The sequence below is a fragment of the Gelidibacter sediminis genome (genome assembly GCF_004364975.1).
Taxonomy (GTDB): domain Bacteria; phylum Bacteroidota; class Bacteroidia; order Flavobacteriales; family Flavobacteriaceae; genus Gelidibacter; species Gelidibacter sediminis.
In genome coordinates, this window is the sequence record NZ_SOBW01000008.1 from 350887 (window position 1) to 365075 (window position 14189).

Consider the following 14189-nt stretch of genomic DNA (forward strand, 5'->3'; position numbering starts at 1 on the left):
TTAATATGGAGAGCACTTTCAGTCTGACAGGCGGTATAGTTTTTTAACCACTACTACAATGAAAAAGCTCATAACAGCTGTCATTTTGGTGTTTTGTTACGGATTTATAGTCGCTCAAGAATCAAATGACACTAAAAAAGATACCACCAAATTAGAAGAGATTACTTTGGTTGGCCGACGTCAATTAAGCAATTACCGTCAAGAGAAAACCTTATCAAGTATAGACGATTATTTAGAAAAATCGAATAAAATTACCATGATCAAACGTGGTAATTACGCTTGGGAACCGGCCATGAACAACATGAATAGCGAACGTTTAAACGTTACTATTGATGGCATGCAAATATTTGGAGCATGTACAGATAAAATGGATCCCATCACCTCTTATGTAGATGTGTCCAACTTACAAAAAGTAAGCGTAGGTTCAGGACAATCGGGTTCAGAGAACGGTCATACCATTGGGGGCGGTATCGATTTGCAATTACCAACTGCTAAATTCTACCAATCTGGATTAAAAACGAGCGTCGATTTGGGTTACGAAACCAACGGCAATTATAAAACCGGCGGACTGGACCTTGAATATTCCGGAGATCGTTTTTATTTCAATACGGACGGGATTTTTCGAAAATCAGATAATTATGATGCCGGAGATCGTCATGAAGTATTATACTCGCAATTCCAGAAGTATAATATTTCATTACAAACCGGGTATAAGCTCAATGATAAACATACGTTGGATGCCGCTATTATTTATGATAAAGCTACAGATGTGGGCTATCCAGCACTGACGATGGATGTGTCGCTTGCAGAAGCGCTGATCACTTCGGTGACCCATAATTATGCGAATGACTCTACGTTTATCGAATCGTTGGAGTCGAAATTGTATTTCAATACCATTACGCACGTTATGGACGATTCCAAGCGTCCTATTGTACCTATCCGTATGGATATGCCCGGGTGGAGCGACACCTACGGATTTTACAGTAAAGCGGCTATGAGTATCAGCAAACACACACTTTTAGTAAATCTTAACGGGTTTTACAACCGTTCTTTGGCTGAAATGACCATGTACCCAAATGATCCTAATCAATCCGCAATGTTTATGTACACTTGGCCTGATATCAGAACTTTATATTCTGGAATCTATGCTAAAGATGTGTACGCCTTTAATGAGCATGCGTCTCTGTCTGCAGCGGTGAGAGTTGGATTTCACCGGAATGAAATTGCTAAAAAAACAGGTTTGCAAAGTCTTCAGATCTTCTATCCAAGCATTGAGGATACAAAACACCGAGTATTGTCGAGTTTTACTACAGATTATACGTTTAAAAAGCAGCACTATGATGTATCATTTGGTGTAGGCTATGGTGAAAGAGCGCCTTCAGTAAGTGAAGGGTATGGTTTTTTCCTCTTCAATAGTTTTGATAATTATGATTATATTGGAAACCCAACCTTAAAGAACGAAAAAGCTTTGGAAGCTAATGTTAAGGCCAATTACCACAAGCGTAATTTTCATATAGGTGTAGAGACCTCATATTTCTATATCATGGACTATATCATAGGAACCATTGACGAAAGTTTGAGTTCCATGACCATTGGTGCCAACGGTGTCAGGATGTATAGCGCGTTATCCAATGCCCGCATATTTGACGTGTATATAAATTCAAGTTACAAATTATCACGTTCATTTTCTGTCAATGGAACCATAGGCTATAATTATGGAACCGGCAGTAATGATGAGAACCTGCCCTTGATCAAACCATTTACCTATATCGCTGAAGTAAACTATTCTACATCAAAATTTAATGCAGCGCTTCAGTTGGAAGGGAATGGCAACCAAAGTAACTATGGCAGTTTTTATGGTGAAGATGAGACACCTGGATATGCAATTTTAAATCTGAATTTAGGAAATAAATTGATTATTCAGAACAATAAAGTTGTCCTCAAATATGGAGTCGAAAATATTTTGGATGCGAGCTATTCAACTTATGCTGATTGGAAAAACATTCCCAGACAAGGCCGTAATTTTTATATGAACTTGTCTTTTGTGATCCGTTAAGTTAACGCCAAAACTCGTCTTTCACATTATCTACAAAGCCTTCTTCATGATGAATTTCGGCAATGAGCGCCAATTGTTCTTCGGTTGCTGCTTTCTGAATTTCAGGGAACAAAGTGCGTTCTTCAAAACGGATATGCTGCTCTAATTCTTCCTCAATTTTATGAAGATTTTTAGCGGCATCTTCGTCATTGGTAAATAAGCGTTTTAAACGTCTATGCTCCGCTAGGGCACGTTTAACAAGTTCATTATCTGAAGGTAAAATGGTAAAAATATGCGTTTCTTCTAATGCAAAGTGTGGTATCAAATGGTTTTCAAAAAACCAATCGGCATATTGTTTAATACGTTCAATTTCAATGTTTTTACTAAATCCACTTCTGATTTTCCAAGATAGCAACAAACCGTGGTGATGCTCTCTGCTTAAAGGTTGCAATGCTTTATGTCGTTTTAATGGTTTTGGTGTCATAATTTTTGAGATTTAAAATGAACAATAAGATGCCCACAGGTAAAAAGATGCTGCATAATAGCAACATGAGATAATAATGAGGTAACATTCCTAAGCCTAAAAAATAGAAAATTCCTTGAAGAATGAGTAATGCTTCTGTAGTAATAAAACCAAATATAAAAGCATAAATTCCAATACTTAAACTCTTGCCACTAATATTTTTTGGAAATTTCTGTGCTAAAAAAGCAAATAAAAACCCGCTAATAACGCCCAACATCATTAAATGAATAAAACCAATTACAAAGTTACGGTATTGGTAGGCCATCTCAGCAACTTGTGGGAAAATGGATGCGGATTGCAATACAATTTTTAACATAAAAGAGAGTAACGCCAAGCCATAGAGTGCTTTGATGGGTTTAGAAATTCCCGCCCAAAATGGGGTCCAATGTGGTTTTAACAATAGGATAAAATAATAACCTGAAAGTAGCTGTAGCAAGACGCCTAATCCGTTTATGATCAACCATAATGGGTGGTGTACAAACCAACTTACAGGTAAGGCGAAGGTTAAGATGGTTGCGGCTATAAGTGTATTGAAAAATCGTTTAAATAGCCTTGAATGGCTTAAATTGAATTGATTTAGAAACACTGCCAAAACGGCCAGCATAAACCATCCATTAAACTGAAAATGTAAAAAGAACTGAATGGCAATTTGATAAAATGCTGACATCTGACCTAAGGTAGCCACTGCTGGTCCCAAGCACCAAACACCAACTGTTGATACTATCATAAACAGCAATGACCATTTTAACAACCTACGAACAAGAGGTGAGCTGACCTTATGGTTCTTCCAGACCAAGATTGCAAAATAGTAGCTGCAGAAAATATGCAAACTAGAGAAGGTTATGGAGATTGCCGCGTATCCGGTAACCGGGAAGCTGACCATCATGCCTACAACTGAAATTTGAGTTAACCAAAATAAGCGCTGATACACAGGTTTTTTATCTGGTATAAAATAATAGACTATAAAGAGGTATAACATTAAATACACCCAGCCTAACATGGCAACATGCGAATGCGCATGGGTGAGGTATCTAAAATTAATGTGGAGGGGTTGTACAAATATATAGCGTAATGTTAAACCCATTAAAGCGGCTACCAGGAAGTTGATGAGGCATACAGCAATAAGCTTTTTTTGCATTAAGAAATGATTTGGTTTTATAAAGTTACACATAATGTCAGATAAAAACACTTCCTAACTCATTTCATTTAACTGATGCTCATTTCCCCTCAAAGAAACGTAGGTCGCAACAGATAAAAATTAAGAAAGGAAGTGTTACCTTAACAAAAAAACTAAATAAATATTATTTTAATGATGTTTCCAATTTTATAGCTTGCGGAAACAAAATGTTATTTTCCAAATGGATATGTAAATGCAAATCTTTTTCAAACTCCTCTAGCATTGCAAAAGTTACCTTATAAGTGTTACAAGCATCTGCAGGAGGTGTATAATTATTGGTCAACTCGGCAATTTTTCTAAATCGTTCACCTTCAGCTTCATGTTCGTGTTTCATCATCGCGATAGGGTTTTCTACAGTATTAAACTGAGGAGACTCAATTTTAGTACCTTCTATTTGAGCTTTTAACATGCGTTTGATAAATGGGAAGATTATTAATTCTTCTTTTTTCATATGCGCTGCCAATTCTTTGGAACAGCCAATAAATAATGCTGTAATTTCTAACAACTCCGGATGTCTTAATCCGTGTACTTTGCATAATTTATCTAAAAACTGACGTAATATAGGCGACTTTTCCTCCACATAGCGATGGTGTTTTTTTTCTATGTATTCTGCCAATAAATCTAATGGCCATGATTTATAATCGATGGATTGTTGACTGTTGGAAGATTGAATAGCTTCTAATTTGGTCAATAGTTCATCAATGTCTATTTGATTTTTGTTGCAAACCTCTTCAATGGTTCTTTCACCTTTACAGCAAAAGTCTATCCCGTAAGTCGAAAAGACAGCAGCAGTTCTGAAATCCTCAGCCACAAATTGACCGATCTGTTTTTGTGAATCTTTATGTAATGTTTCCATAAAATTGTCCCATACCTAAATATTTAAGGCGTTTTTCTGGGCGTTTTAAATTAGACAAAAGTTAATTCGGATAAAATCATCCTATTTATAGTTAAATTTTTTTATAATTTTAGAAAGCTTGCTCCAGACTTTACATCCAAGGCCAATTGCTCTAAATTTGTACTTTCTAACATGTCTTTCAACTGTGTTCTTATGCTTTTAAATTGGTCGTGAACAGGGCAGGGGAGGTGTTCATCACACACATGCAAACCCAGTCCGCAACCTTTATAAATACTATCGCCGTCAATGGCTTTTACAATTTGAGAGAGTTTTGTAGCGGCAATATCTTTTTTAGGAATTTCAAATCCGCCATAAGCACCCTTCACTGATTTAATTATTTTATGCCTGACCAAATCTTGAAGTATTTTTGCTGTAAACGCTTCAGGAGAATCAATTTCTTTAGCAATTTCTTTTAAACTCACGCGGTGGTCATCATAAGAGCTAGTCGCTATATAAATAGACGCTTTTAATCCGTATTCGCAGGCTTTAGAAAACATATTGCTATAATTTTGTCATACAAAGATACGTAATATTTTAAATAGGACCAAACTATCCTTATTAAAATTTAATGGTAATTACAATTGTTGTTAGTGGCATTCAATTTCACCTTGAGCCATTTCAGTTACCGGGGCGGGAGATAGGTAAGGAATGTCAAGGCCCATGCCGCGTATAATAAATAACAAACCGATGGCTATTACAACTACTGGAATAGCTTTTTGGATGTGACGTTTGACATTGGTATTTAAAAATTTACCTAAGTAAATTGCGGAGGTCATTAGCGGGATAGTACCTAATCCGAACAACGCCATATACAAACTTCCTTGAAGAGCGCTGCTCATAGCTAGAGACGCAAAGACCGCCATATAAACCAATCCACAGGGTAAGAATCCGTTTAGAAATCCGATGGTAAGAAACGTGTCAGCCGTTTTTTTCTTTAAAGCCTGACCTAAAGCTGTCTTGACTTTAGAAATGAGTTTGTAAAGCGGTTTGGAAAAATTGTATTTGTTAAAGGTTTTTGTAGGAATTACAACAACCACTATCATTAGAACTCCTATAAGGATGGATAGTTGTTGTTGCAGTCCAAAGATATATAAGCTTTTGCCAACCAATCCGAAGATTAGTCCGATAAGACTATAAGCGAGAATTCTGCCAAAATGATAGGTGAAAATTTGAACTACTTTTTTGGTGGAATTGGTGCGGTCTACAGGCAACATAAAGGCTATGGGGCCACACATGCCTATGCAATGAAAGCTTCCCAACAGGCCAAATATGAGTGCAGACCATAACATTTAATACGTAATATCCTTTTTAAAAATGTACGCATTGCCTTGATACTTCCAATCCACTTTAATGTTCCAACGACCACCTAACAAACGTTTGTCAGGTATGAGCAAATTATGGTCAGACAATGAAATTGCACTTTCAAAGTCTAATTGTTTATTAGATGGTCTATAAAGGAACACTTTACCCGTAATATCTGATGGCGTCATGCTCTCAGGAAATGTGATGACTAATCCGTCTTCAGTATGGGACCAGAAAAGATCTGTTTTTAGTGTTTGCGCATTGCGTTGCTTATGAAGTTCATTTTCAAATTCCAGTTCTTGGCCGTAATAGTTTTCTGTTACCAAATCGTGTTCATATTTTTTGTTAACCGTCATAGATATAACAAAATATAATATGAAGCTAATAAAGCCTATAAATGCCAAAACAATACCTGTACCCCAATTGAATTTCATAATCGCTATATTCCTGTGCAGACAGGATTTTTTTTTAGTTAATAGTATACTTTCTTAATTTACATATAAGCTACAGGAGCTTCAATAACTTGTATTTTATTCAACTGACCATAACATTTCTCTACTTGTAACTTCTTGGTCCCAAAAAGTTAACGGTGGTTGTTTCAATCAAATCGTCATCACTGTACACCTCAATCATCAATTTAGTTTTATCAGATTCCAATTCACTCTGCGGAATTTCGATAAACATGGTGCCTTCTGCTAAGCCTTGCATCGGAACGGTAAATCGATCTTCTGCCGACACTACTTTAATAGTCCCATTATAGCTTCGCAATTTAAAGTGGATCTCAGGAATATCCCTTGTTGTTTTATTGATGAGTTTATAAGTGAATACGTTACTGATAATGTTATTGTCCTTATGTTCAAATAACTGACCAGGAAGGCGTAATACACGTGCTTCAACATCATTTCGCAACATCAACATGCCTATTAGCAACCCTGTTAGAATTACCAATACAGCAGAATACCCTTTAAGTCGTGGTGTAAACTCAAATTTCTTTTTCTTTTCAATATTTTCTTCACTAGCATATCTTATAAGACCCTTAGGCAGGTTGATGCTTTCCATAATATGGTCACACTCATCAATGCAGGCGGTACAGTTAACACACTCCAACTGGGTCCCGTTTCTAATATCGATACCGGTAGGACAAACATTTACACATTGGAAACAATCAATACAATCACCATGGCCCAATGCTTCCCTGTCTTCGTTTTTACGGAATTTTTTACGTCCATTTTCACCTTCACCACGCTTATGATCGTAGGCCACTACAATAGATTTGTTGTCCAACAGTACGCCTTGAAGCCTTCCATAAGGACATGCTATGATGCACACTTGCTCTCTAAACCAAGCAAATACAAAGTAAAATACAGCTGTAAATATTACCAATGATATAAACGTACTGGCATGTGCCAATGGACCATCAGTTATATAATTGATCAATTTGTCACTACCTATTAAATACGCTAAAAACACATTAGCAATAACGAAGGAAATGACTAAAAATAGGGACCATTTTATGCCACGCTTTCTAATTTTTTCGGCGTTCCATTCTTGTCGATCCAAACGCATTTGGGCGCCTCTATCACCTTCAATCCAATATTCAATGCGTCTAAAAACCATTTCCATGAATATGGTTTGTGGACAAATCCATCCGCAAAAAATTCGACCAAAAGCTACCGTAAACAGGGCAATAAAAATCACACCAATCAGCATAGAGATCACAAATAGATGAAAATCTTGCGGCCAAAAAGGAAAGCCAAAAATATTAAACCTCCGCTCTAAAATATTGAACATCAAAAATTGATTGCCATTTATTTTAATGAACGGGGCTAGCAAAAAGAACGCAAGTAGAATATAGCTGACCCATTTACGGTAGTCATAAAAGCGGCCACTTGGCTTTTTAGGGAACACCCATTTGCGCTTCCCTTCTTCCGTAAGGGTGCCAATCGTATCTCTAAAGCTTTCGTTTTGGGGAGTTTCCACTTTCTATTTTTATAGATTTATACACTGTTATTACATTACCCATTTAACTGGCATAGCCACGCAAATAGGTTATTCTTCTGTGTTTTATTGTTCGGCATTGTCATCTACCCAAATCTCGCCTTCTGGTTCTTTAGGTTTTGCAGGGGTTGTGCCTTCAAATGTCATAATATAGCTTGCAACTTGTGCCATCTCATTAGGTTTTAAGGTAGATTTCCATGCAATCATACCTTTTCCACTACGGCCACCTTCACTAATAGTATTAAAAATATTCTTAATGCCGCCACCTAAAATCCAGTGTTCATCCGCAAGGTTAGGTCCAATACCGCCACCCCCATCTGACATATGACAGGCCACACAATTAGCTTCATAGATAATCTTGCCGTTAGCCAAATCAGCCGGATCTGTCAGTACTGTTACGGTATTGATATCTACCAAATCTTTTGCTGTCTTTTTGTATTCTTCCAGCTCGGCTTTAGCTATTTCTAAGGTGGTTTGCAGTTCTTCATATTGATTCTCTCCATCAAAAACATGGTAGCGAATTAAATATACAGCTGCAAAAACTATCGATGCATAAAACCCATAAAGCCACCATGGTGGAAGGTCGTTATCCAATTCTTTAATGCCATCATAATCATGGTCAAGCACAATTTCGCCTTCTTTTTCAATTGGTTTTGAACCCAACATCTTTTTATACGTGGTGCTAATCCATTGTTTAAGTTGTGATGGAGAAGTTTTTGTTGCCATAAATCGGGCTTTTGCAACGTCATCTAAACTTTGATACATGACGTTCTCTAAAGCAGCTATAATGGCTTCAATGGCCAAAAGCAGTAACAATACCAACAAAAGGAACAAAATAATCATTGGATTGGCAATGAACGCAGGTTGATCTCCCGAGTCCACAAAAAATTCAATTAGACCCCAAATGATAAAAAATATCAAAGGCACCCTAACGTAAGATGGAATTAAATGTCTCATAGTGTTGTGTCGTTTTCGTTGTCTAATGGAATATCACTCATTCTTTGAATGTAGTCTTTTTTGGCGGTAAAGACCCACCAGAAAAGTGCTACAAAAAAAGTAAAGAAAATAAGTAAGGAAATCACTGGGTATATTTCTATACCTGCAATGCTATCCATATGGTTTTTTACAAATTTTAGCATGGTTGTTAGTTTTGTGTCGTTTCTAAATCTTGTATTTTAATATCTGTTCCTAAACGCTGTAAATAGGCAATGATAGCTACTATTTCACGATTTCGCATTTCTACAAAGTCGTCACCACTGCTTTTTTTATCTGCTTCATAAGAAGCTACAAAATCTGGGTCGGCATATAGATTATTTTCAATCTGCTCACCTTGCTCAGCCATGTGCTGCTGTGCATTTGCAATGTCTTCATCCGTGTAAGGCACGCCTAAATTGACCATGGCCTTCATCTTATTTTCTGTATTGGATTTATCCAATTCAGTAGTAATCATCCATTTATAGGCTGGCATAATGGAGCCTGATGAGGTGCTTTGTGGATCATACATATGGTTGAAATGCCAATTGTCAGAATATTTACCTCCAATTCTATGTAAATCTGGTCCAGTACGTTTACTGCCCCATAAGAATGGATGATCATAAACATACTCCCCTGCTTTCGAGAATTCGCCGTAGCGTTCTACTTCATCCCTAAATGGTCTAATCATTTGAGAGTGGCATCCTACACAGCCTTCACGAATATAGAGGTCTCTGCCTTCAAGTTCTAAAGGTGTGTATGGTTTGACACTGGTAATGGTTGGAATGTTTGATTTTACCATAATGGTGGGCACAATTTGGATTATACCACCAATAAGGATAGCAATTGTAGCGCCAATAGTCAATTGGATTGGTCTACGCTCCAACCAGCTGTGCCAGTGCTCTCCAGCCACACGGCTTTTAGAAACACGTTGCAAAGCTGTAGCTTCAGCAAGCTCATCAGTTACTTCACTACCTTTTCTGATGGTTTGGATCACGTTATAACACATGATCAACATACCAGCTATAAATAAAGTACCACCTATGGCGCGCATCCAGTACATTGGCATAATTTCAGTAACAGTTTCTAAAAAGTTACCATATACTAGAGTCCCGTCAGGATTAAATTGTTTCCACATACTGGCCTGTGTAAATCCGGCCACATATAATGGGAGCGCATACATGATGATTCCTAAGGTTCCAATCCAGAAATGGACGTTGGCTAAGCCAATAGAATACAATTTACTTTTGGTCATTCGCGGAATTAACCAATAGATCATACCAAAGGTTAAGAATCCGTTCCAAGCCAATGCGCCAACATGTACGTGGGCAATAATCCAGTCTGTATAATGCGCTATGGCATTCACGTTTTTCAAAGATAACATTGGGCCTTCAAATGTTGCCATCCCGTAACCGGTCAGGGCCACAACCATAAATTTTAAAACAGGATCAGTTCTTACTTTGTCCCAAGCACCACGAAGTGTCAGAAGTCCGTTGATCATTCCACCCCAAGAAGGCATTAATAACATAACAGAGAATGCCACACCTAAATTCTGTGCCCATTCTGGTAATGCGGTATATAATAAGTGATGTGGTCCTGCCCAGATATAAATAAAAATCAAGGACCAGAAGTGAATAATGGAGAGTCGGTAAGAATACACCGGTCTGTTAGCCGCTTTTGGTACAAAATAGTACATCAATCCTAAGAATGGTGTGGTTAAGAAGAACGCCACCGCATTATGTCCGTACCACCATTGTACAAGAGCATCCTGAACTCCTGCATACACCGAATAACTTTTAAAAGCACTTACAGGTATTGCCAAACTATTAAATATATGGAGTACCGCAACGGTTACGAAGGTTGCAATATAAAACCAAATGGCCACATACAAATGGCGTTGCCGTCTTCGTAAAATGGTTCCGATAAGGTTCCAACCGAATGCCACCCAAACCACCGCAATAGCAATATCAAAAGGCCATTCTAATTCGGCGTATTCTTTAGATGACGAAAACCCTAAAGGAAGGGTAATGGCAGCACCAACGATAATTAATTGCCAGCCCCAAAAGTTGAAATTACTTAAAGCATCGCTAAACATCCGGGCTTTAAGTAAACGCTGTGACGAATAATAAATTCCGGCAAAAATGGCATTCCCAACAAAAGCAAAGATTACCGCATTGGTGTGCAAAGGTCTTAATCTACCAAAGCTCAACCATGAAACGCCATCAGTTAAATTTGGGAATAGAAATAAGAAAGCCAGTAATAGCCCCACCAACATCCCTATTACGCCCCAAAACATGGTAGCATATAGGAACTTTTTGACGATTTTATTATCGTAATAAAATTGTTGCATCTCCATAGTAAAATAATTAGTCTTGATTAGTTAGTTTTGATGTTTTTGGTTTTTCTTTTATAAGCTCGTCTTCAAAAAGCATACGAACGGAAGGGGTGTAACTGTCATCATACTGTCCACTTTTAACTGCCACGATAAAGGCAATAAAAAAGATGACAGCAACAATGATGCTGATAGTCAATAAAATATAGATAACACTCATACCTAATTAGAAGTTATGCATCAAAATTACAGTTGATGCAATAGTTATTTTATGATATAAATCATGTTTTGCGATTTTTACATTTATAAAATCGCGATTATTTAAACTTAAAATGTCTTATTTATTTCAAACATATACATTTTTTATTACAATGGTAATTTCATACATCACTTTAAATTTCGAGATACCCAATTGGTGGCTATGGTGGTAAATACCACAACACTTATAGAACTTAAAGGCATCAGGATGGCCGCAATAACAGGAGCTAATTGCCCGGTGACAGCAAAATACACACCAATTACATTGTAGAATAGGGATAACATAAAGCTCCAATTCACAATTTTTATGGCCGATTTTGATAAGCCTAGGAAATCTCCCAAACGGTTAAATTTTTCCGCGTCCAGAATGGCGTCACAGGCAGGTGAAAACACATTGACATTTTCAGATAGTGCAATCCCAACATTACTTTGTGCTAAAGCACCAGCATCATTCAATCCGTCGCCAAGCATCATCACTTTAGCGCCTTCACTTTGATGGTATTTAATATATTCTAATTTATCATCTGGTTTTTGATTGAAGAGCATCTTGGTTCTAACCGGCAATAATTTTTTCAGATTCTCCAATTCGCCTTCGTTATCGCCCGATAGAATGGCCAAATCATACTGTTTTTTGAGGGTGTTGAACAATTGTGACAATCCTTTTCGGTAGCTGTTGTAAAATGTGTACTTGCCTTTGTAGGTGTTGTTGCTGCTAATATGAACGGCAGTATTCAACAAGGCGGTTTCGGTATTTTTACCAACAAAATTAGCCGATCCTATTTTGATCCGATCTTTAAGGTGTACGCCTTCAAGGCCTTGGCCTAGATGTTCTTCAAACTGATCGAGGGTAATGATGTCATGTTCTTCTAAAAGCGCATAGAGCGTTCTGCTAAGTGGGTGGTTAGAGCCTCTCAAAGTATTTTTTAGCAACTTCTCTTCTGAAGACGATAAAGTAGCCCCTTCATACTTTGCAGTGCTCTGTTTATTGGAAGTTATTGTTCCTGTTTTATCGAATATGATGGTGTCAATGGCCGCCATTTGCTCAATAACCGTAGCATTTTTGAGATAAAATTTATGTTTTCCAAAAATTCGTAGCATATTTCCAAGGGTGAACGGCGCAGCTAAAGCAATGGCACATGGGCAGGCAATGATTAATACCGATGTAAAAACATTCAGTGCCTTGCTAGAATCGTAAAACAACCAAAACGTTGTAGAGATAAACGCAATACTCAATACGACTATGGTAAAGCGCTTACTGATCATGTTGGTTAAGGTAGTAAAGCCATCTTCTTTAGATTTGTTAAACACATCATTCCCCCACAATTGGGTTAAATAACTTTGTTCCACACTTTTTAAAGCTTCCATTTCAATGCTTCCTGAAGTTTGTTTACCACCTGCAAAAAGTTTATCGCCTGACACTTTCCGTACCGCTTCAGATTCGCCCGTTACAAAACTGTAATCAATTTTGGCATTTCCTTTAATCAGAACTCCATCTACAGGAATAAGCTCCTCATTTCTAATCAGCAGTCGGTCGCTTTCTTTAATATCATAGACTTGAACGGGTTGTTCTTTTCCATCCTTGGTTATTTTGGTGATAGCAATAGGGAAATAGGATTTATAATCGCGTTCAAAGGATAAAAAGGAATAGGTCTTTTGCTGGAAGAATTTCCCTAATAATAGAAAGAATAATAATCCGGTTAAACTATCAAAGAAACCAGAACCGAAATCGAACATGATGTCTATTGTACTTCTTAAAAAGAGCACAATAATTCCTAGCGCAATAGGGACATCAATATTTAAGACTTTTGCCCGCAACCCTTTGTAGGCGGATACGAAATAATCTGACGATGCATAAAATACTACCGGTAAAGAAAAGGCAAACATTAACCATCTAAAGAATGGTTTATACTGTTCCAACCAAAATTCATTGACTTCAAAATATTCCGGAAACGATAAAAACATCACATTTCCGAAAGCAAAACCGGCAATACCAAGTTTGTAAATTAGGGAGCGATTTACGTGGCTCTTTCCTGTAGAGAAATCTTCTAAACTAATGTAGGGCTCATAACCAATTGAACTCAATAAAATGACGACTTCCTTTAAGCTGTAGTGTTCGGAATTGTACTGAAGCCGAACTGTTTTTTTACCGAAGTCGACTTGTGGAGACGATATATTTGGGTTAAGCTTATTGAGGTTTTCGAGGATCCAAATACAGGAGCTGCAATGAATTTGCGGAATGTAGAGTGTGACGATTTGAGATTTACCGTCATCAAACTCTACTAATTTATCTATAATGTTTTGTTGGCTAAGAAAATCATATTTACCCTGAATATCTTGAGGTGTGGTTCCCGGGTTGGATTGTAAGTCATAATAGCAGGTAAGATCATTATCTGAGAAAATCTCATACACGGTCTTACAGCCCTGACAACAAAAAGATTTTTCATCATGAAGAACTGTGGACGTGTCACAAAGATCGCCACAGTGGAAACAACTCGTATGTTCCATAATTATGCTCATTTATACCTGCCGCAAATGTTTTAATTATATTCTTTATAAAAAATGATATATGTCATAGTTTATGGCAAAATTGGAATATTGCGGTGCGGATATATTCTTCAAATAATTCCATCGCGAACATAATAGCTGAGGAGGTATATCCCGACATGGTTTTAAATAGGGCGGCATGAACAATGATAA

At 37.3% G+C, this 14189-nt stretch carries 13 protein-coding genes; 1 reads left to right on the top strand and 12 read right to left on the bottom strand.

The window, feature by feature from the left end:
- Positions 1-58: 58 nt before the first annotated feature.
- The gene (locus tag BXY82_RS08230) at positions 59-2056 is read left to right on the top strand and encodes a TonB-dependent receptor plug domain-containing protein (RefSeq protein ID WP_133757724.1); all 1998 of its coding nucleotides are present in this window, start codon (positions 59-61) and stop codon (positions 2054-2056) included.
- A 1-nt stretch (position 2057) separates the two neighbouring features.
- Here BXY82_RS08230 and BXY82_RS08235 read toward each other — a convergent pair whose 3' ends face one another.
- The 12 genes from BXY82_RS08235 to BXY82_RS08290 form a co-directional block, all read right to left on the bottom strand.
- Positions 2058-2519, bottom strand: coding sequence for a hemerythrin domain-containing protein (locus BXY82_RS08235; protein ID WP_133757725.1), 462 nt, complete (start codon positions 2517-2519; stop codon positions 2058-2060).
- Positions 2491-3696 carry a hypothetical protein gene (locus tag BXY82_RS08240; RefSeq protein ID WP_133757726.1) on the bottom strand — a complete coding sequence of 402 codons (1206 nt, stop codon included), beginning with the start codon at positions 3694-3696 and terminating at the stop codon, positions 2491-2493. The genes BXY82_RS08235 and BXY82_RS08240 overlap by 29 nt, the downstream gene beginning before the upstream one ends.
- 163 nt (positions 3697-3859) lie before the next feature.
- Positions 3860-4591 (bottom strand): iron-sulfur cluster repair di-iron protein, encoded by a 732-nt coding sequence (ric, locus tag BXY82_RS08245; protein WP_133757727.1) that lies wholly within the window; start codon positions 4589-4591, stop codon positions 3860-3862.
- 101 nt (positions 4592-4692) lie between these two features.
- Complete coding sequence (locus tag BXY82_RS08250) at positions 4693-5127, bottom strand: RrF2 family transcriptional regulator (protein ID WP_133757728.1); 435 nt, start codon at positions 5125-5127, stop codon at positions 4693-4695.
- 90 nt (positions 5128-5217) lie between these two features.
- Positions 5218-5919 carry a sulfite exporter TauE/SafE family protein gene (locus BXY82_RS08255; protein WP_133757729.1) on the bottom strand — a complete coding sequence of 234 codons (702 nt, stop codon included), beginning with the start codon at positions 5917-5919 and terminating at the stop codon, positions 5218-5220.
- Positions 5920-6366: a FixH family protein gene (locus BXY82_RS08260; protein WP_133757730.1), complete on the bottom strand. Its 447-nt coding sequence runs from the start codon at positions 6364-6366 to the stop codon at positions 5920-5922.
- 121 nt (positions 6367-6487) lie between these two features.
- Positions 6488-7912 (bottom strand): cytochrome c oxidase accessory protein CcoG, encoded by a 1425-nt coding sequence (gene ccoG / locus BXY82_RS08265; RefSeq protein ID WP_133757731.1) that lies wholly within the window; start codon positions 7910-7912, stop codon positions 6488-6490.
- Between the two features lie 84 nt (positions 7913-7996).
- Positions 7997-8887, bottom strand: coding sequence for a cbb3-type cytochrome c oxidase N-terminal domain-containing protein (locus BXY82_RS08270; protein WP_133757732.1), 891 nt, complete (start codon positions 8885-8887; stop codon positions 7997-7999).
- A complete protein-coding gene (locus BXY82_RS08275; protein ID WP_133757733.1) occupies positions 8884-9069 on the bottom strand; it encodes a CcoQ/FixQ family Cbb3-type cytochrome c oxidase assembly chaperone in 186 nt (61 codons plus the stop codon). The genes BXY82_RS08270 and BXY82_RS08275 overlap by 4 nt, the downstream gene beginning before the upstream one ends.
- 5 nt (positions 9070-9074) lie before the next feature.
- A complete protein-coding gene (gene ccoN, locus BXY82_RS08280; protein WP_133757734.1) occupies positions 9075-11258 on the bottom strand; it encodes a cytochrome-c oxidase, cbb3-type subunit I in 2184 nt (727 codons plus the stop codon).
- Between the two features lie 10 nt (positions 11259-11268).
- The gene (gene ccoS / locus BXY82_RS08285) at positions 11269-11454 is read right to left on the bottom strand and encodes a cbb3-type cytochrome oxidase assembly protein CcoS (RefSeq protein ID WP_133757735.1); all 186 of its coding nucleotides are present in this window, start codon (positions 11452-11454) and stop codon (positions 11269-11271) included.
- A 167-nt stretch (positions 11455-11621) separates the two neighbouring features.
- Entirely contained in the window at positions 11622-13997 is a 2376-nt protein-coding gene (locus BXY82_RS08290) for a heavy metal translocating P-type ATPase (protein ID WP_133757736.1), read from the bottom strand.
- Positions 13998-14189 lie beyond the last annotated feature (192 nt).

Bases quoted from the DNA above. Each gene is read 5' to 3' on its own strand.
- BXY82_RS08230 (WP_133757724.1), top strand. From the start codon at position 59: ATGAAAAAGCTCATAACAGCTGTCATTTTGGTGTTTTGTTACGGATTT.
- BXY82_RS08235 (WP_133757725.1), bottom strand. From the start codon at position 2,519: ATGACACCAAAACCATTAAAACGACATAAAGCATTGCAACCTTTAAGC.
- BXY82_RS08240 (WP_133757726.1), bottom strand. From the start codon at position 3,696: ATGCAAAAAAAGCTTATTGCTGTATGCCTCATCAACTTCCTGGTAGCC.
- ric (WP_133757727.1), bottom strand. From the start codon at position 4,591: ATGGAAACATTACATAAAGATTCACAAAAACAGATCGGTCAATTTGTG.
- BXY82_RS08250 (WP_133757728.1), bottom strand. From the start codon at position 5,127: ATGTTTTCTAAAGCCTGCGAATACGGATTAAAAGCGTCTATTTATATA.
- BXY82_RS08255 (WP_133757729.1), bottom strand. From the start codon at position 5,919: ATGTTATGGTCTGCACTCATATTTGGCCTGTTGGGAAGCTTTCATTGC.
- BXY82_RS08260 (WP_133757730.1), bottom strand. From the start codon at position 6,366: ATGAAATTCAATTGGGGTACAGGTATTGTTTTGGCATTTATAGGCTTT.
- BXY82_RS08270 (WP_133757732.1), bottom strand. From the start codon at position 8,887: ATGAGACATTTAATTCCATCTTACGTTAGGGTGCCTTTGATATTTTTT.
- BXY82_RS08275 (WP_133757733.1), bottom strand. From the start codon at position 9,069: ATGCTAAAATTTGTAAAAAACCATATGGATAGCATTGCAGGTATAGAA.
- ccoN (WP_133757734.1), bottom strand. From the start codon at position 11,258: ATGGAGATGCAACAATTTTATTACGATAATAAAATCGTCAAAAAGTTC.
- ccoS (WP_133757735.1), bottom strand. From the start codon at position 11,454: ATGAGTGTTATCTATATTTTATTGACTATCAGCATCATTGTTGCTGTC.
- BXY82_RS08290 (WP_133757736.1), bottom strand. From the start codon at position 13,997: ATGGAACATACGAGTTGTTTCCACTGTGGCGATCTTTGTGACACGTCC.